We start from the raw sequence: 17557 nt of genomic DNA on the forward strand, positions 1-17557 counted from the left end.
CGTTCACGTACGTCGGGCGTATGCCGGCAGGGCTGCCCGTCTTGGTGCGGAAGGTTGATATCCGACATTAAAAAACCAACCGGTCGGTAGGATTTTCGGCGTGTCGTTTTCTCCGCTGGTATCATGGCAGTGTTGAACGTTCTAATCCCCATCGCGCGATGCCTCATCGAAGAACATCGGCGATGGGAGCGGCGACAGGGAGGATTCATGTACACACTGGGCATCGATATCGGCGGCACGAAGATCGCGGGCGCCGTCTGCGACGAGAACGACAAGGTCCTCAGCCAATGGCGTGTTCCCACGCCGACCGACCCCGACGAGATCAACGACTGCATCATCGAAATCTATAACGAGGCGCTCAAGCTCCACTCCGACATCCCCACCATGGGCATCTCGGCGGCGGGCAACGTCAAGGCCGACCGCCGCACCATGAGCTTCTCGGCGAACATCGCCAAGTGGATCGACTACCCCCTGGCGGACCGCATCGAGGAACTGACCGACGGCAGGTGCAAGGTCGTCGTGGAGAACGACGCCAACTGCGCCGGATGGGGTGAGTACATCCTCGGCGCCGGCCGGGGCAGCCGCAACATGGTCATGCTCACCGTGGGCACCGGTCTCGGCGGCGCCGTCATCATCAACGGCGAACTCTACCGCGGCTCCTTCGGCATGGCCGCCGAGCTCGGCCACCTGCCCATGGTCTCCGACGGCGACTTCTGCGGCTGTGGTCTGCGCGGGTGCGCGGAACGCTACACCTCCGGCAACGCGCTGGAGCGCTTCGCCCGCGCCGGCATCCGCCGCATGCCGCAGAAGGCCACGCGTCTTCTCGAGCTGTGCGGGGGAGACGTCCATGCGCTCGAAGGCAAGATGGTGTCCCAGGCGGCCCAGGAGGGCGACGAACTGGCCCTGTACGCCTTCGGCAAGATCGGCGAATGGCTGGGGCGCACCATGGCCGCCATCGCCGCGGTGATCGACCCCGACGTCTTCGTCGTGGGCGGCGGCGTCGTGTCCGTGGGCGACATCCTGCTGAAGCCCGCACGATACAACTACGTGCGTTTCCTGGAGGCGGCGGCCTACCGTGAGCACGCGAAGATCCTTCCCGCCACCGCGGGCGGCGACGCGGGCATGATCGGAGCCGCCGATCTGGCGCGTCGCAATGTGTGACGCCACGTCGTCGTCATGACGGGCGGTGTCCGTGTGCCCCGAAATGTGGGAGCGCGGACACCGCCCGTTTTCTTGTCCTTCCGGAGACGCTTACGCCACGATGGCCATGCGGCCGTGGAGGACGGTCACACCCGTGCCCCGTCGTCGAAGACGTCGCGGCGGGTCTCGGTGTGCCCCCGATGCCGGGCGAACAGGCCGCCTGCGCCAATCAGCGTCATCACTCCGCACACCGTGCCCAGCAGCGAGGCCATCGACGGCAGCAACACGGCCGCCACCAGTCCGAGTACCCCCGCCACCAGCAGGATGACGAACAGCAGACCGCTCCCGCTGATCGGACCGAGGGATGGGTTCGGAGGAGTGAACGTCGAATCCCCGTCCATCATCTCATCGACGTCCAGCCAGCTGCTGTTCCTGAAGTCGCGGGGGCCCCGGCCTGCCGGGGGAGCCTGGGCGAACGCCTCCGCCTTGAGGTCCTGTACGTTGAACTGCGCCTTCTTCTTCTCCGCCTTGCGGGCGGCCTTGTCGAATTTCCGCGCGCTGCGCGAACGGGCCACCTCGTCCAGATCGTTCTCGTGGGACGAGATGAACTCCTCCCACTGCCGACGTTCGTCGTCGTTTGCACCGTCGTTTGAAGACGGCGGGTTCGCATTGCTATCCTTGTTGCCAGTCATATCTATAACTGTAACCGTGAATCTGCCGTCGTACGGCTTGGAGGTATCGTGCTTTACTGGTTCTTCGTCAGACTGCTGGGGCCGTTGGCCCGTCACCGGTTCAATCCCACCGTCAAGGGGCTGAACAACATTCCGAGGAAGGGCGGCGCCATCATCGCGGCGAACCATCTCGCGGTCATCGATGACGGCCTGCTGCCGCTGGTCTCGCCCCGTATGATCCATTTCATGGGCAAGGCCGAGTACTTCGAGGGCAAGGGCATCAAGGGATGGTTCAAGAAGTGGTGGTTCACATCGGTGGGCGTGTTCCCCGTCGACCGTTCCGGCGGCAAGAAGTCGTTGGGCGCGTTGGAGACGGCCCGCAAGATTCTTGAAGACGGCCACCTGTTCGGCATCCATCCCGAAGGCACCCGCAGCCCGGACGGGCGTCTGTACCGCGGCCATACCGGCGTGGCACGTCTCGCACTGGAGACCGGATGCCCGATCATCCCCACGGCGATCATCGGCACCCGTGATCTGCAGAAGCCCGGCCAGGTGATTCCCGGCAAGGGAAGCACCACGGTCATCTTCGGCAAGCCCATCATCGTGAGGAAGGTGGCGGCCGATCAGCTCAACCACGATGAGCTTCGCGAACTGACCGACAGGATGATGAGAATCATCGGCGAGGCCAGCGGGCAGGAATACGTGGACGAATACGCGCAGAAGGTGAAGCAGCGGCTCGCCGCCAGGTCCGAAGGCTGATCGGCGGGATAACGGGATGACAGGATGACGAAAGGGGCGGGGCCGCATGGGCTCCGCCCCTTTCGTCATCGCCTCTGGCAGGCGGTGGCGGTGGGCCGATCACACCACGGTGAGCGTCACGACCGTGGCTTTGCCCTTGGCGTCGCGCAGGCGCACCTGCTTGCCCGGATCGGGGCTCTGTAGCCGGACCGTATGGGTGATATTGCCCAACGGGGCGGATACCTTGACGTCGAGGCCAAGGGCCTTGAGCGTCTTGGTGGCCTCGTCCTGGCTCTTGCCACGGACGTCGGGGACCGTCACCATCTGCGGGCCCTTGGAGACCACCAGACTCACCGCATCGCCCCAATGCAGCTGCGCGCCGGCGTTGACGGATGCGGAGACGACCTTGCCACTGGCCACCGTGTCGGAGTACTGCTCCGTGACCGAGACCTTCAGCCGGGCCTCGTTCAGGGACGCGACGGCGTCCGCCCTGCTCCGGCCGACGACCGTCGGCATGGCCACCGGTTTGAGCCCCTTGGACAGGGTGACGGTGACACGGGCGTTGTGTTTCACCGTGGCGCCCGGCTTGGGGTCGATGGACAGAATCGCGCCCTCCGGCACGTCCATCGAATACTCGTCCTTGGATTCGTCATGCGTGATGTTCGAGAATCCCGTCCGGCGAAGCGCGTTGATGGGATCCTTGCCATTGGCGGAGTTCGCGTCGGCGATGTCCGCGGGGACGGTCAGCTGGCGCACCCCCTTGGAGACGACCAAGCGCATGGATTCGTTGTTCCGCTTGCTGACATGGTCGCCCGCATTGGCCGGCGTGGCGGAGATGATATCGCCCTTGGCGACGGTGTCGCTGAATTCCTCGCTGGATTCGTAGGGGATTCCCGCCACCTTGAGCGTGTCCTCGTAGTCCGTGAAGCTTGCGCCCCGGAGCGGGCAGGCCCGGTTCTCGGTGCATTGGACGTCGGTGGGCGCGGGCACGCTCCAATAGCTGCCGGGGCCGAGATAATACCACCAGGCGAATCCGCCGCCTCCCATGGCGAGCAGTACGACGAGCATGATCGCCGTGACAATTATCACCCGGCGCCGCGGCCCTTTCCGGCCCTTGGCCGTGGACCCCTCGTCGTAACCGGAATGCTGGGCCGGAAGGTCGTGACGCAGCATCTCACGCCGTTCGTCGTCGCCTTCATCGCCGTCGTCGGCGGCGAACGGCATGGCGGCGCCGGCGCGTGGCCCGTCCGAAGAAGGGAGCACGCTGGTCGCGTTCGGCGTCGGGGAACCGGCCACGCGGTACGACAGTTCGGAGGGCGTCAGCCCGTTGGCGAAACCGTGCAGCTCCCGCAGGGCCGCCATGGCGTCGTCCGGGCGGTCCGACACCATACGGCAGGTCAGATGTGCGATGAACTCGGATACGGGGCGGGGCATGCCCGGATATCTGCCGGCCAGGGCGGGAACGTCCTCATGGACGTGTTTGAACACCATCGTCACCGGGTTGTCGGCGCTGAAGGGCACGTCACCGGCAAGCATCTCCCACGCCATGATGCCCACCGAGTACAGGTCGCCCTGCGGGGTGGCCTGGTTGTGCTCGATCATCTCGGGGGCGAGGTAGGCGGCCGTTCCCAGCAGCATGCCCGTGGTGGCGAGCGTGGCCTGCGAGGCCGCCTTCGCCAGCCCGAAATCGGTGATCTGCACGCGACCGCGCTCGTTGAGCAGGATGTTCTCCGGCTTGATGTCGCGATGCACCACGCCCACGCCGTGCGCCGCGGACAGGCCGTCGAGAATCTCCTCGATGATGCGCATCGTCTCGCGGACGGTGAACGTGCCGATCCGGTTCATCTCGTACCGCAGATTGACGCCGTGCACGTATTCCATGACCAGATAGTCGAGACCGTCGAATTCCCCGGTGTCATAGATCTGCACGATGTGCGGGTTGGCGATGGCCGCCGCCGAACGGGCCTCCCGGCGGAAGCGCTCCACGAACTGGTCGCGGTGCGGCCCCTGCGCCAGCTGCGTATGCATGATCTTGATGGCGACGGTACGTGCAAGACGGGTGTCATCGGCCTCATAGACGGTGGCCATGCCGCCTTCCGCGATTCTCCGCGTGATCGTGTACCGGCCGTCGATGGTCTGTCCGATAAGGGTTCCCGTCACTTCACTCATGGTTCATATACTACGTTTCATTCGGGCCTCGGCGCCGCATGGACGCGTCATGCCGGAGAAATCTCCACGTGAAGGACCTCGGGGACGAACCGGGCGCACACGGACCGCAATGCACGGATTCCGTCGGTCGCGATCCCAAGCCTTGTTGCGGCCCCGTCGAGGGCGGACTCCGACCGACGCCACAGGCGTGCGATACGGTCCCTGGACCGGTCCACGGCCCCCGATGCCACGAATGCGTCGATGATGCGGCGTACGTCGGCGTCATCGCGCCCTGACCGCGAGAACCGGTCGCGCAGGAACGCGGCCTCGGCCGGGTCGGCGTCGTCGAGGGCGTCGAGGGCGTCGGCGAGCAGCACCGTTCTCTTGCCCTCCCGGATGTCTCCGCCTACCGGCTTGCCGGTCACGGCCGGGTCGGCCACGACGTCGAGCAGATCGTCGGCCAGTTGGAACGCCGTGCCCAGTGGAACGCCGATCTCACGGGCGGTTTCGTGGGAGACCCCCGGTGCCACGCCGGCGGCGAGCAGGGCGAGCTCGATGGGGGCGACGGTCGTGTAGCTGGCGGTCTTCCAGCGAAACACCGCCAAGGCGTTCGACGCCAGCGCCGACGGGTCGTCAAGTGGCATGCGTTCGGCGGCGAGGTCCATGACCTGACCGATCTCCACATCGCGGTGCATGGCCAGGAACCGGTCGAGGATGGGACCGTGATGCGGCATCGTGGCTGTGGCCTCGTTGACGATGGCCACACTCGCGGTGGCGAGCAGGTCGCCGAGCATGATGCCCAGTCCGCCTCCCATCGCCGCGGCGTCAAGACCCGCGGACGTGGGGGAGTGGGCAGCGCAGAATGATTCCAGCGCCTTGTGCGCGGCCGGTCTTCCCCGACGCATGTCGGCGTCGTCGATGATGTCGTCGTGGACGAGCGCGGCCGTCTGAAACACCTCGATGGCGCAGGCCAGGTCCAACGCGCCCCGTGCCCCGGCGTCGTCGTCGGTCCCCGGGGTCCCGCGCAGGGCATCGTGGAACGTCATGAGCAGCAGCGCCCGGAGGCGCTTGCCCCCGCGGCTGGAGACGAGCGCCTGATCGGCGACCGCCCGGCACAGCTGCTCGCTCGTGGCGGATCCGAGGTCGTCGGAATGCGCGTCGCACAGTCGGACGATGAGCTCGCCGATACGATGCTCGATCCGGTTACGTGTCGTCATCAATGGGTCCTGAACGCTCATGGTTCACACAATAATGAACCGGTGCTGACAACACCATGCCGTTGGCGGAGGGACGGGCCACGCGCCGCATGGACCAAGAACGGTGTGATTGCAACGAAAACCCACGTTCGTCAACATTGCCGGGAAACCGTGGGACGATTCCCTCGCGTCTGCGATAGTGGAATCCAGGCGGAGAGCGGTGGATACGGGGATGCGTCGTCGCCGGCGGGGAACGTCCCCGCCGAAGATGGCAGGAAAGGAGCCTGACGATGACGACGACGGTGGGGCTGCGGCCCCTGGACGGCGATTACGCCGACGAGGACAAGCTGCGGTCGATGAAGGTGGATGCGCGGACGATGGACGCGACGCGGGAGACGTTCAGACAGGCCCGGCGCAGGAAGGGCGTCGGGACGGCCGACCGGATATGGTTCCAGGAGCCGTTGGGGGAGTGGATGCGGCGGCTCGACGGCCGAAGCGACGACCTGGACCGCTCGAAGATGATCCGGCTGTGTGTGGGCATGGGCGAGGTGATGTCGATGCGCGACGCCGTGCTGATGGCCGTCCTGGCGAAGGTGGAGCAGGAACGGCTGCTCGTCCTGGCGTCGGAGCCCCATGACCCGGAGGTCGGCAGGCTGGTGTATGACACGCTCCGTGCCGGATTCGAGGATCCGGACAGGCGCCCGGACCTCGAACGCTGCCAGCGGGGCATCGACTCGCTGGCGCGCATGGTCTGCCTGGTGCCGGCCGGATACTCCGTGCAGCCACTCACCTCCTTGGCCTACCTGCTGTGGTGGGTGGGGCGGGAGGAGCAGTCGCTCGCCTGTGCGGTACGTGCGCTGCTGCTCGACGACGGGTGCACGATGGCGTCCATCGTCGCCGGCGCCATATCCCGTGGGGTGGCCCCCGCATGGGTCCGCGGAGGCCACCGGGAATAATCGTCCTTGGAACGTGGTTCACTCTATTAGTTGACAATTTGCTCTTGCCATAATTGTGCCTTCATGCTAAGAGGGCCGGCAGGACGAAGCCAGGAGGATAAGTTGGCAGGCGAGAAGACGACGGCAACGCGTAGGACGAAGCGCAACGCAGCGGCGAAGGATTCGACTTCCACGGAATCCAAGACGGCTGAGGAGACCACGGCGCAGAAGGGCCGGTCGGCGAAGAAGGGCGCCAAGGGCTCCTCACGCCGCACCGCGAAGACCACAAGGACCAGGGGCGCCTCGAAGGCGAAGGCCACGCGTTCCCGCAAGAAGGCCGACGACGAGCTGGAGCTCGACGACGAACTGCTCGACGACACGGAGGTGGACGAGGGCGACCTCGGCGACGACTTCGACGACGTGGACGGCGCCGACGACGTCGATGACGGCGAGGAGAACGCCGACGGCGACGAATCCGACGGCGAGGCGGAAGGCGACGGGAAGTCCAAGCCGAAGCCGCCGGAACAGCCGAAGGAGAAGGGCGCGTTCGTCGTCACCGACCTCGACGACGATGACAACTACACGCCGTCCGGTAACCCCAAGCGCCGTGTGATCGCCACCGGCGCCACGGCCGACCCGGTCAAGGACTACCTCAAGCAGATCGGCCGCGTCAGCCTGCTGAACGCGGAGCAGGAGGTCGACCTCTCCGAACGCATCGAGGCCGGCCTGTACGCGCAGCACCTGCTCGACACCGAGGGCGACAGCCTCGACTTCAAGCGCCGCCGCGAACTCAAGTGGGCCGCCAACGACGGTCGCAAGGCCAAGGACCACCTGCTGGAGGCCAACCTGCGACTCGTCGTATCGCTGGCCAAGCGCTACACCGGCCGGGGTATGCTGTTCCTCGACCTCATCCAGGAGGGCAATCTGGGCCTGATCCGCGCCGTGGAGAAGTTCGACTGGAAGAAGGGCTTCAAGTTCTCCACATACGCCACGTGGTGGATTCGCCAGGCCATCACCCGCGCCATGGCCGATCAGGCGCGCACCATCCGCGTGCCCGTGCACATGGTGGAGGTCATCAACAAGCTCAGCCGCGTGCAGCGTCAGATGCTGCAGGACCTCGGCCGCGAGCCCACGCCCGACGAGCTCGCCCGCGAGCTCGACATGCCGGTCGAGAAGGTGCAGGAGGTGCAGAAGTACGGCCGTGAGCCGATCTCGCTGCACACCCCGCTCGGCGAGGACGGCGACTCCGAATTCGGCGACCTCATCGAGGACACCGACGCCATCGCCCCCTCCGACGCCGTGGCCTTCTCGCTGCTGCAGGAGCAGTTCAAGCAGGTGCTGGAGACCCTCTCCCCGCGTGAGGCCGGCGTCATCAAGATGCGTTACGGCCTCGAGGACGGCCAGCCCAAGACGCTCGACGACATCGGCCGCGTGTACGGCGTGACCCGTGAGCGCATCCGCCAGATCGAATCCAAGACGATGTCGAAGCTGCGCCACCCGTCGCGGTCGCAGACGCTGCGCGACTTCCTCGACCAGTGATTCTCGACGGTCATGCCGTCATCGGCTGCGGTTCGGCGGATGCCCCAGGCATCCGCCGTTCGCATGATACGGCATGATGCATGATTCCAATACAGACGTAATCCGACGACGATTGAGTGGGGATATGGCAGCAACCAAGGAAGAATACGGCGCGAAGGACCTCGCCGTGCTCGAAGGCCTCGACGCGGTGCGCAAGCGTCCGGGCATGTACATCGGCACCACCGACTCCCAAGGGCTCATGCACTGCCTGTGGGAGATCATCGACAACTCCGTCGACGAGGCGCTGGCCGGATTCTGCACGAGGATCGTGGTCACGCTGCACACCGACGGATCCATCACCGTGGCCGACAACGGCCGCGGCATCCCCGTCGACAAGGAGCCGAAGACCGGCCTGACCGGCGTCGAGGTCGTACTCACCAAACTGCATGCCGGCGCCAAGTTCGGCAACGCCTCGTACAACGCCGTCGGCGGCCTGCACGGCGTCGGCTCGTCCGTGGTCAACGCCCTGAGCTCCCGTCTCGACGTGGAGGTCGACCGCAACGGCAAAACCTACCGCATGGAGTTCCACCAGGGGCATCCCGGCGTCTACTCCGACCCCGACCCCGCGCGCCCGTCCCCGGCCTCACCGTTCAAGAAGACCCGCAAGCGTTCGCCCACCGAGCTGCGCGAGGTCGGCAAGGTGCCGAAGAACACCACGGGAACGCGTATCCGCTACTGGGCCGACCCGGAGATCTTCAACTCGACGGCGCGGTTCAGCTACGAGCAGCTCATCGACCGCGTGCGGCAGACCAGCTTCCTCGTGCCGGGACTGTCCATCACGGTGGTGGACGAGAGCATCCCCGCGACCGGAGACGAGTCCATCGACGACTTCCGCGAGGTGGACGCCGCCGTCGCGGGTCAGGGAGATGTCTCCGACTCCGGCGACACTCCCGAGGACGGTCCCGACGCCGGTGCCACGGCCTCCACGGAGCCGGCCGTGACACACCACATGGAGGGGCGGTCCCACGCCCGTGTGGAGGAGTTCCTCCACACCGGCGGCGTCGTCGACTACGTCGATTTCCTCTCCAAGGGCGAACCCGTGTGCGACATCTGGCACATCAGCGGCGAGGGCACGTACCAGGAGGAGACGCAGGTCGTCGGCCCCGGCGGCGACCTGCATGCGCAGATGGTGGAACGCACCTGCGGCGTGGACATCGCGCTGCGGTGGACCAACGACTACGAGACCACCATCCGCAGTTTCGTCAACGTGGTGGAGACCCCCGGCGGCGGCATGCACGTGGACGGCTTCCTCAACGCCCTCACCCGTCAGGTGCGCAGGAACGTGGAGGCCAACGCCCGCAAGCTCAAGGTGAACCTCAAGGACTCCTCGACGAAGGTCGAACGCGACGACGTGATGACCGGGCTGGTGGCCGTGGTCACCGTCCGCATCGCCGAACCGCAGTTCCAGGGCCAGACCAAGGACGTGCTCGGCACCGCGCAGGTCAAGCCCATCGTCACCAGGCTCACCGACAAGCAGTTCGGCGAGATGATCGCCGGCTCCAGGCGCGGCTACAAGGAGCAGTCCGGCCGCGTGCTCGAGAAGATCGTCGGCGAGATGCACGCCCGCATCCAGGCGCGCAGGACCAAGGAGGTCACGCGGCGCAAGAACGCGCTCGAATCGGCCTCCATGCCGTCGAAGCTTTCGGACTGTCAGCCCGGCAACGACGACATCGCCGAACTGTTCATCGTGGAGGGCGACTCCGCCCTGGGCACGGCCAAGGCCGCCCGCAACTCCATGTTCCAGGCGCTGCTGCCGATCCGAGGCAAGATCCTCAACGTGCAGAAGGCGTCCGTCTCCCAGATGCTCGCCAACAAGGAGTGCGCCTCGATCATCCAGGTCATCGGCGCCGGCTCGGGGGCCACGTTCGACATCTCCCAGTCGAGGTACAACAAGGTCATCATGATGACCGATGCCGATGTGGACGGCGCGCACATCCGCATCCTGCTGCTCACCCTGTTCTACCGGTACATGAGGCCGCTCATCGAGCACGGGCACGTCTACGCGGCCGTGCCGCCGCTGCATCGCATCGCCCTGACCGGCAGGCGCAAGGGCGAGGTCATCTACACGTACTCCGATGACGAACTGGCCCGCCGCACCGCGCAGCTCGACCGCGACCACATCGCCTACGACGACGACATCCAGCGCTACAAGGGCCTCGGCGAGATGGATGCCGACCAGCTGGCCGACACCACCATGGACCCGCGCACGCGCATGCTGCGCCGCATCCGCATGGAGGACGCCGCACAGGCCTCGGAGATCTTCAGCCTGCTCATGGGCGGTGAGGTTCCGCCTCGCAAGCAGTTCATCGTCGACAACGCCGACGATTTCGACCGCGCCAACATCGACGCCTGATATGACGCGAACAGCGCCCGACGGCCGCGCCGATCCGGAAGGGAGACGCGGCCGTCGGCGTATGGAGTAGGACTTCATTGCATTCCGCATGTCGTCTTGCATAATCTGGTTTAGCGTTTTACCATAGGTGATATCAGTATTTTCAACGTCATGGCAGGTGTCGGGGAGACGATGCGGTCGCATAATCCTGCCATGGTGTCCATCCGAATGAACCGCGACGAAAACGAACTACGACAAAAGGAGACGAATATGAACGCAGACGGCATCAGCAGGAAAGAAGCGCTCGCCCGACTGGCCTCATTCGCCGAAGGGAAGCGGCATCTGGTCGTGGTCGGCTCGATGAACGCCGACTACACCGTGACGACGGAACGCCTTCCCAAGCCGGGCGAAACCGTGAACGCAGGCCCGCTGCGCGTGCTGCCCGGAGGGAAGTCCGGCAACCAGGCCGCCACCGCCGCCAAACTCGGTGCCGACGTGCGTATGCTCGGCGCCGTGGGCGATGACGACAATGCCGGATTCCTGCTCGGGGAACTCACCAAGGCCGGCGTGAACACGGACGCCATACTGCATGTGCCGGGCGCAAGCGGCACCACCGTCATCACCGTCGACTCCCATGGCGAGAACACCATCGTCTACTCGCCCGGATCGAACGGCAGGGTCAGTCCCGAATATGTACGTGACCACGCCGACGTCATCACCGGCGCCGCGGTGCTTGGCCTGTGCCTGGAAAGCCCCATGCCCACCGTGATCGAGGCGGCCCGCATCGCCCACGAGGCCGGCGTGAAGGTGCTCGTCAACGATTCGCCGTTCATTCCCGAACTGCCGAAGGAGCTCATCGACAACGCCGACATCCTGCTCGTCAACGAGCATGAGATGAGCCAGCTGCTCGGCATCGACGAACCCGAGGACGGCGACTGGGACGCCGTGGACTGGGATGCCATCGTCGCGCAGATGGCCGGGTTCGGATTCGACCAGGCCGTCATCACCCTCGGCGGCGACGGCAGCGTCGTCATCGACGGCGGCGAAACACACCGTATCGTGCCGGTGAAGGTCGATGCCGTCGACACCACCGGCTGCGGCGACTCCTTCATGGGCACCATCCTCGCCGGCCTCGCCGCCGGAGCCGACCTGGTGTCCAGCGCACAGGTCGCCTCCTACGTGTCCGCCTACGCGGCCACCGGCCATGGCGCCCAGGCGTCATATGGCACGACGGAGCAGGTCACCGCGAAATTCGCCTAGTCTGTTGCCCATGGCCAAAAGAACGACGATCAAGGATGTGGCGGCCGCCGCGGGAGTCTCCGTGACGGCCGTCTCCCTGGTGCTGAACAACCGTCCCTCGCGGGTCTCCGACGAGACCCGCGACATCATCCTCAAGGCCGCGAAGGCGTTGAACTACGTGCCCAACCAGGTGGCGCGCACACTGGTGACGCAACGCTCCATGCTGTTGGCGCTCATCGTGCCGGACATTCAGAACCTGTTCTTCGCCGCGCTCGCCAAACGCTTCGAGGACGAATGCCGGCAGGCCGGCTATTCGCTGATCATCGCCAACACCGACGACTCGCGTGCCGCGGAGCATGATGTGCTTGTCCGGCTGGCCGCGCGAGGCGTGGACGGCATGTTCCTCATCCCAGCCGGCGAATCCGGGGGCGCCCCGGAGCGGCTGCGCGTCGACGTCGAACGGTGCGGACGCCCCGTGGTGCTGGTCGACCGCATGGTGAACGAGCCCTGGTGCGACGGCGTGGCCATCGACAACCGTGCCGGAGGGCGGCTGGCCGCGCAATATCTCATGGAATGCGGGCACCGCCGCATCGCCTGCGTCTCCGGAGACGTCCGCATCGGCAACGCCGCGGAGCGACGAGACGGATTCGTCGAGGCGCTTGCCGAGGTCGGGCTCGCCCCCACGGTCCTCGTCGAGGGCGACTATAGGCACGGGGGAGGGTATGACGCGGCCGACGGCGTCGTGGAATCCGGCGCGACCGCCGTGTTCTGCTGCAACGACCTCATGGCCCTCGGCCTCATGCAGCGGCTTCGGGAGCGGGGCCTGGAGGTCCCGGACGACATGTCGGTCATGGGCTACGACGGCATCGCCGAACGATTCGGCTTCGGCTTCGACCTGACCACCATCGGACAGAAGATCGGCTGGCTCGCCCACGAGGCCTCGATCCTGATGAAGGGGCGCATCGACGGGGGAGGGGATGCGGCCGTCGGCCGAAGCATCGTCATCCCGCCCGAACTCATCCGCCGCGGCAGTGTCGCTCAACCATGACATGACACGCCCGACATGCTTATGGTCATGATGACCATAACTTTTCCCTCTGCCATGCTACATTCGCCCTGTACCTGTTTTCGACAGGCCCGTGCGTTCGCGACGGACGGGCCTGCGTGATCGAAGGAAATGCGGCAATGAGCGATACGGCAGCACAGGAGACCGCCCCCTCGGCGGGCCCCGAATCCAACGGCGTCAACCCCGTACCCGAAAGCGAACGGCATGGCAGGGCACGGGACCTGTTCTCCGTATGGTTCGCATGGAACGTGTCCATCATGGGCATCAGCTACGGCATCTACGTCTACGGGCTCGGACTGGGGCCCCTGCAGGCCATCATCGCCGGGACACTGGGCTATGCCATCTCCTCGTTCCTCGTCGGCGTGCTCTCCGTCGGCGGCCCGCGCACCGGGCTGCCCACGCTGACGCAGACGCGCTTCGCGTTCGGCTACCAGGGCAACCGCATCATCGCGTTCTTCGCCTACCTGTCGAACATCGGCTGGAAGGTCACCATCATCACCCTCGCCTCCACCACCGGCGCCAACATCTTCGCCCGGCTCAACCCCGCCATGTTCGCCAAAGACGACGGCACGCCCGCCACATGGCTCGTGCTCGTCTGGTTCATCATCGTGCTTGCCGTCACCATGACGTTCGCCGTCGCAGGCCACGGTCTGATCATGAAGGCCGAGAAATGGATCTCATGGATAACCGGCGCGTTCACCGTCGTGTTCATCGCGATGATCCTGCCGCACATCCACTGGGACCGGCTGGCCGGGCATCCCGACGGCGGGCCCATGGTGTTCGTCGGCGGCATCGTCATGGCCATGACCATGGTCGGGCTCGGCATGCTCAACTACGGCGGCGACTTCGCCCGCTACCTGCCGAAGGACACCAAGGCGCGCGGCGTCATCGGCTGGACCACCCTCGGCATCTCCCTGCCCGTCACCGTGCTGCTCATCCTCGGCATCCTGCTCGCCGCCACCAACGACAAGCTCGGCGAGGCGGCGGCCGCCGACCCCATCGCCGCGTTGACGGTGCTCCTGCCCACCTGGTTCTTCGTGCCGTTCAGCATCGTCATCGTCATCTCCCTCGTCTCCGCCGCCATGACCGGCATCTACTCCTCCGGGCTGGCGCTCATGGCGGTCGGCCTGCCCGGCTCGCGCGTGGTCATCACCCTCATCAACGGCTGCATCATCGCCTTCGGCGCGTTCTATCTGCTGTTCGTCTCCACGTCGTTCCTCGCCACATTCCAGGCGTTCCTCGCGCTCATCGCCGTGCCCATGGGCACAATGGGCGGCATCCAGCTCATCGACTTCATCCGCCAGCGGCGTTACGGCTGGGACGTGCGCATGGCCCAGCCGAAGGGTCTCGGCGGCAGGTCGGGCCGTTGGACCGCATTGACGGCCATGGCGGTCGCCACCGTGGCCGGCCTTGGCATGGTCACCAGCGCCGACCCGAACATCGCCAAGGTCGTCGGGTTCCTGCTCACCCCCGAACAGCGCGCCGGCGTCATCGGCTCGACCAACATCGGCGTGGTCGTCGCCATGATCGTGGGCACCGTCATCTATGCCATCCTCACCTACGGGTTCAAACTCGATCCCAAGCCCGACCGATCCAGGATCGAAACCGTCGAAAGCCGGCCGGACGCCGACTGACCGGTCGTATGATGCACGGAAGGGAACGACATCCGATGGACACATACGACAGCCGGGAACTCGATGATTTTCGACATCCCGGCGTATGGAACGCGCCGGCCACCTACTGGTTCTGGCATCGCGTCCCCACCGAGGACGAGATCGACGACCAGATCCGCCGGATGAACGAGGCCGGGTACCGTTCCTTCCAGATACAGGCCCGCATGTCGATGCCGCTCGACGACTACCTCGGCGACGACTATCTGCGCATGTGCCGACACGCCGCCGACGTCGCCCGGCGATGCGGCATGATGATGGGCATCTATGACGAATACAACTGGCTGTCCGGCCACGCCGGCGGCCGAGTCGTGGCCGGTGGCCACGATGAACTACGGGAACGGCACCTGTTCCACGTGACCGCCGACGTCGACGACTCCGGCCATGCCGAAGGCGCTGTCGACGGCATCCACGCCGTCGACGTCGACTACCTGCTCCAACAGGGACGTGACTGGGTCTTCGAAGGCGGCAGACCGCAATGGGACCAATGGCGCATCGTCGCCGCCGTGGCCCACGTCGACGATACCGACGGCGCGACCAAGGCCTCGACCATCATCGACGTGACGGACCATGCGCGACTCGCATCCGCAGGCCCCGACGGGTGCGCCGTCAAAGCCGACCTCGCGGCCGGCTCCCCGTCCGGCCATCGGAGGATCACGTTCCTCGTCGCCGCACGCTGCGCCACCAGCCGCATGATCAACTACCTCGACCCGGCGGCCGCACGACGGTTCACCGAAGTCGGCTACGAGCCATACGCGCGGGCATTCGGCGACCATCTCGGCACCACCGTCTCCTACGTGTTCTTCGACCAGCCGCACGCCTGCTTCTTCGACTGGGCGCAGAACGACGGCACCACCGCATCCACGCTCATGTACGACAGGCGGTTCTACGACGAACTCGCCCGGGAGGCCGGGGAACGCTGGCCGCGGATACTGCTGTCATGGGTCACGGGCGTCGGCGACGAGACGACGAACGACCGCACATGGTTCTACGAACGCTACGCCAGACGGGGCATCGACGCGTTCCTCGGCACCCTCAACGCCTGGTGCCACGGCCACGGGCTGAAGCTCTGCGGGCACGAGGTGCTCAGCCACGTCTCCTCATGGGACCCGACCAGCACCATCATCGCCGACGATCCACGCACCAACTTCGGGCTCGACTACTTCGGCATCGACGCATGGCGCGACATCACCGGCGTGGACGCCCGCAACGACTTCCCGCAGCTCTCCGCAAAATTCGGCGACTCCGTGGCCCGCAGCCACGGTCGCAGCGGCTGCATCGTCGAACAGTACTTCGGCCGCGTCGTCCCCGGATCCCACTTCGCCGCAGGCTGGTGGGAGCTCACCCTCGGCCAATTGCGCTCGCAGGCCATGCGACATCACATACTCGGCATGAGGCAGTTGCTCATGCACGCCTTCTGGCTCACCGACGGCCACAGTCCGGCCGATGACGGGGCACATGGCGACGACTCGGCCGAGATGTTCGTCAACCCGAGGTTCGACTTCGCCCCCGGCATCAACTACGAGCCCTGGTTCCGCTTCCACCGGCGCTTCGCCGACGAATCCGCCCGCGTCTCCGTGTTCCTCGACGGCTGCGAGCCATTGGACGAGGTGGCCGTGCTTTACCCGCTGGTCACTGACTGGGCGTACGGGCCGAAGCATGAGTTCGGCCGTCACATGGCGCTGTGGTGCGAGAACCTCGCCCGCGACGGCATCGACTACGCCATCATCGACGAACGTGACCTTGCGCAAGGCACCGTGGAAGGCGGGGCGCTGCGTCTTCCGGACGGACGGACGTTCCCCGTGCTCGTGCTGCCGGGCGTGCAGGTCCTCGGCGACGCACGCTCCGTCGACGTCGTCGAACGGTTCGTGGCCGACGGCGGAACGCTGTTCGCCACCGGCGGGCTTCCCGGCGAAGTGGCCGGTGAGCCCTGTGGAGACCGGATTGCGGCACGACTGGCTGACCTTTCCATCGACCGCCGGTTCGTCCATGACGGACTGCCGCAATGGCACAAGCTGTCGGCCGACGTGATGGAGGCCGTCCGGCCATGTCCGCGCGTAACCGATACGACGCCGGAATCCGGGCAACTGTGGTCACGGCGTGGACGTGACCGTCACGGGTGTCGGCGCATCATGCTGTTCAACGACTCCGACCGGGCCAAGACCGCGGTCATCGACACCGGGACATCCCATGCGTGGCTGGTCTCATGGAACCCGCTCGACGGCGCGGTGGGGGAGCCGTCGGAGATTCGCGGCCGCGGCGTCGGCCCACGCATCGAACTGCGGATGAGCCCCCATCAGGTCATGCTGCTGCAGCTCGTCCCCGACGGACGGGACGCGGCCATGCCGTCGACGCTGCCGTCAGGATGGCGGTTCACGCCATGCGACGGCACGGAGGAGACGCCCTCGACGCCAATCGATCCGTCCATCGGCTGGGAGCGTCAGGGATATCCCACGTTCTGCGGCATGGGACGATACGTCCGCGACGTCGTCATCGGCGAATCGCCGACCCGTGGCTGGTCGCTCATCCTGCCGAAGGTCAGCGGGTCCGTCACGGTGCGGGTCAACGGACGACGCGTGGCCGAATCGCCATGGCCTGCCGGTCCGATACCCCTGGGCCGGGCCTTCGACGAAGGCGTGAACCGGCTCGTCCTCGACATCCTGCCGTCCGCCGCGAACCATTACTACGCCGGAACGACGCAGCAGGGCGACGGCCCGGCGCCGTGCGGCCTGCTCGCCGCCCCGGTGCTCGTGCCGGACGACGGCGTCACGTATATCGCCGACGTCAACGACAACGGATACACCGACATCGACCGATGTTGACGGCGGACGATGGGCGAGGCTA

General features: G+C 66.1%; 12 protein-coding genes. 9 read left to right on the top strand and 3 right to left on the bottom strand.

Annotation, left to right across the window (positions count from 1 at the left end):
* Positions 1-207 precede the first annotated feature (207 nt).
* The gene (locus tag KIH77_RS01205) at positions 208-1161 is read left to right on the top strand and encodes an ROK family glucokinase (RefSeq protein WP_219099258.1); all 954 of its coding nucleotides are present in this window, start codon (positions 208-210) and stop codon (positions 1159-1161) included.
* Between the two features lie 125 nt (positions 1162-1286).
* Here the strand turns inward: KIH77_RS01205 and KIH77_RS01210 are convergent, their stop codons facing one another.
* Positions 1287-1832: a hypothetical protein gene (locus KIH77_RS01210; protein ID WP_219099259.1), complete on the bottom strand. Its 546-nt coding sequence runs from the start codon at positions 1830-1832 to the stop codon at positions 1287-1289.
* A 48-nt stretch (positions 1833-1880) separates the two neighbouring features.
* Here KIH77_RS01210 and KIH77_RS01215 point away from each other — a divergent pair, with 48 nt between their 5' ends.
* Positions 1881-2570, top strand: a complete 690-nt coding sequence (locus tag KIH77_RS01215; RefSeq protein ID WP_219099260.1) for a lysophospholipid acyltransferase family protein — start codon at positions 1881-1883, stop codon at positions 2568-2570.
* 99 nt (positions 2571-2669) lie between these two features.
* Here KIH77_RS01215 and KIH77_RS01220 read toward each other — a convergent pair whose 3' ends face one another.
* Together KIH77_RS01220 and KIH77_RS01225 are read right to left on the bottom strand one after the other, a co-directional pair.
* Positions 2670-4718 (bottom strand): protein kinase domain-containing protein, encoded by a 2049-nt coding sequence (locus KIH77_RS01220; RefSeq protein WP_219099261.1) that lies wholly within the window; start codon positions 4716-4718, stop codon positions 2670-2672.
* A 47-nt stretch (positions 4719-4765) separates the two neighbouring features.
* The gene (locus KIH77_RS01225) at positions 4766-5914 is read right to left on the bottom strand and encodes a polyprenyl synthetase family protein (protein WP_219099262.1); all 1149 of its coding nucleotides are present in this window, start codon (positions 5912-5914) and stop codon (positions 4766-4768) included.
* A 269-nt stretch (positions 5915-6183) separates the two neighbouring features.
* On the opposite strand from KIH77_RS01225, the gene KIH77_RS01230 reads away from it, so the two are divergent.
* From KIH77_RS01230 to KIH77_RS01260, 7 genes are all read left to right on the top strand, one after another.
* Positions 6184-6849 (top strand): hypothetical protein, encoded by a 666-nt coding sequence (locus KIH77_RS01230; protein WP_219099263.1) that lies wholly within the window; start codon positions 6184-6186, stop codon positions 6847-6849.
* Between the two features lie 102 nt (positions 6850-6951).
* Positions 6952-8367, top strand: a complete 1416-nt coding sequence (locus KIH77_RS01235) for an RNA polymerase sigma factor (RefSeq protein ID WP_236024357.1) — start codon at positions 6952-6954, stop codon at positions 8365-8367.
* A 124-nt stretch (positions 8368-8491) separates the two neighbouring features.
* Positions 8492-10759: a DNA gyrase/topoisomerase IV subunit B gene (locus KIH77_RS01240; protein WP_219099265.1), complete on the top strand. Its 2268-nt coding sequence runs from the start codon at positions 8492-8494 to the stop codon at positions 10757-10759.
* Between the two features lie 249 nt (positions 10760-11008).
* Positions 11009-11998: a ribokinase gene (locus KIH77_RS01245; RefSeq protein WP_219099266.1), complete on the top strand. Its 990-nt coding sequence runs from the start codon at positions 11009-11011 to the stop codon at positions 11996-11998.
* 10 nt (positions 11999-12008) lie between these two features.
* Positions 12009-13025 carry a LacI family DNA-binding transcriptional regulator gene (locus KIH77_RS01250; protein ID WP_219099267.1) on the top strand — a complete coding sequence of 339 codons (1017 nt, stop codon included), beginning with the start codon at positions 12009-12011 and terminating at the stop codon, positions 13023-13025.
* A 137-nt stretch (positions 13026-13162) separates the two neighbouring features.
* Positions 13163-14677 carry a purine-cytosine permease family protein gene (locus tag KIH77_RS01255; RefSeq protein WP_219099268.1) on the top strand — a complete coding sequence of 505 codons (1515 nt, stop codon included), beginning with the start codon at positions 13163-13165 and terminating at the stop codon, positions 14675-14677.
* Positions 14678-14712: 35 nt separating this feature from the next.
* Positions 14713-17535: a type 1 glutamine amidotransferase family protein gene (locus KIH77_RS01260; RefSeq protein WP_219099269.1), complete on the top strand. Its 2823-nt coding sequence runs from the start codon at positions 14713-14715 to the stop codon at positions 17533-17535.
* Positions 17536-17557: the final 22 nt, after the last annotated feature.

The sequence above is a fragment of the Bifidobacterium pluvialisilvae genome, assembly GCF_019331695.1.
Classification (GTDB): domain Bacteria; phylum Actinomycetota; class Actinomycetes; order Actinomycetales; family Bifidobacteriaceae; genus Galliscardovia; species Galliscardovia pluvialisilvae.

What these genes read in the sequence shown, in the direction of transcription:
- KIH77_RS01205 (WP_219099258.1), top strand. Translation starts at nt 208, where the DNA reads ATGTACACACTGGGCATCGATATCGGCGGCACGAAGATCGCGGGCGCC.
- KIH77_RS01210 (WP_219099259.1), bottom strand. Translation starts at nt 1,832, where the DNA reads ATGACTGGCAACAAGGATAGCAATGCGAACCCGCCGTCTTCAAACGAC.
- KIH77_RS01220 (WP_219099261.1), bottom strand. Translation starts at nt 4,718, where the DNA reads ATGAGTGAAGTGACGGGAACCCTTATCGGACAGACCATCGACGGCCGG.
- KIH77_RS01225 (WP_219099262.1), bottom strand. Translation starts at nt 5,914, where the DNA reads ATGACGACACGTAACCGGATCGAGCATCGTATCGGCGAGCTCATCGTC.
- KIH77_RS01230 (WP_219099263.1), top strand. Translation starts at nt 6,184, where the DNA reads ATGACGACGACGGTGGGGCTGCGGCCCCTGGACGGCGATTACGCCGAC.
- KIH77_RS01240 (WP_219099265.1), top strand. Translation starts at nt 8,492, where the DNA reads ATGGCAGCAACCAAGGAAGAATACGGCGCGAAGGACCTCGCCGTGCTC.
- KIH77_RS01245 (WP_219099266.1), top strand. Translation starts at nt 11,009, where the DNA reads ATGAACGCAGACGGCATCAGCAGGAAAGAAGCGCTCGCCCGACTGGCC.
- KIH77_RS01250 (WP_219099267.1), top strand. Translation starts at nt 12,009, where the DNA reads ATGGCCAAAAGAACGACGATCAAGGATGTGGCGGCCGCCGCGGGAGTC.
- KIH77_RS01255 (WP_219099268.1), top strand. Translation starts at nt 13,163, where the DNA reads ATGAGCGATACGGCAGCACAGGAGACCGCCCCCTCGGCGGGCCCCGAA.
- KIH77_RS01260 (WP_219099269.1), top strand. Translation starts at nt 14,713, where the DNA reads ATGGACACATACGACAGCCGGGAACTCGATGATTTTCGACATCCCGGC.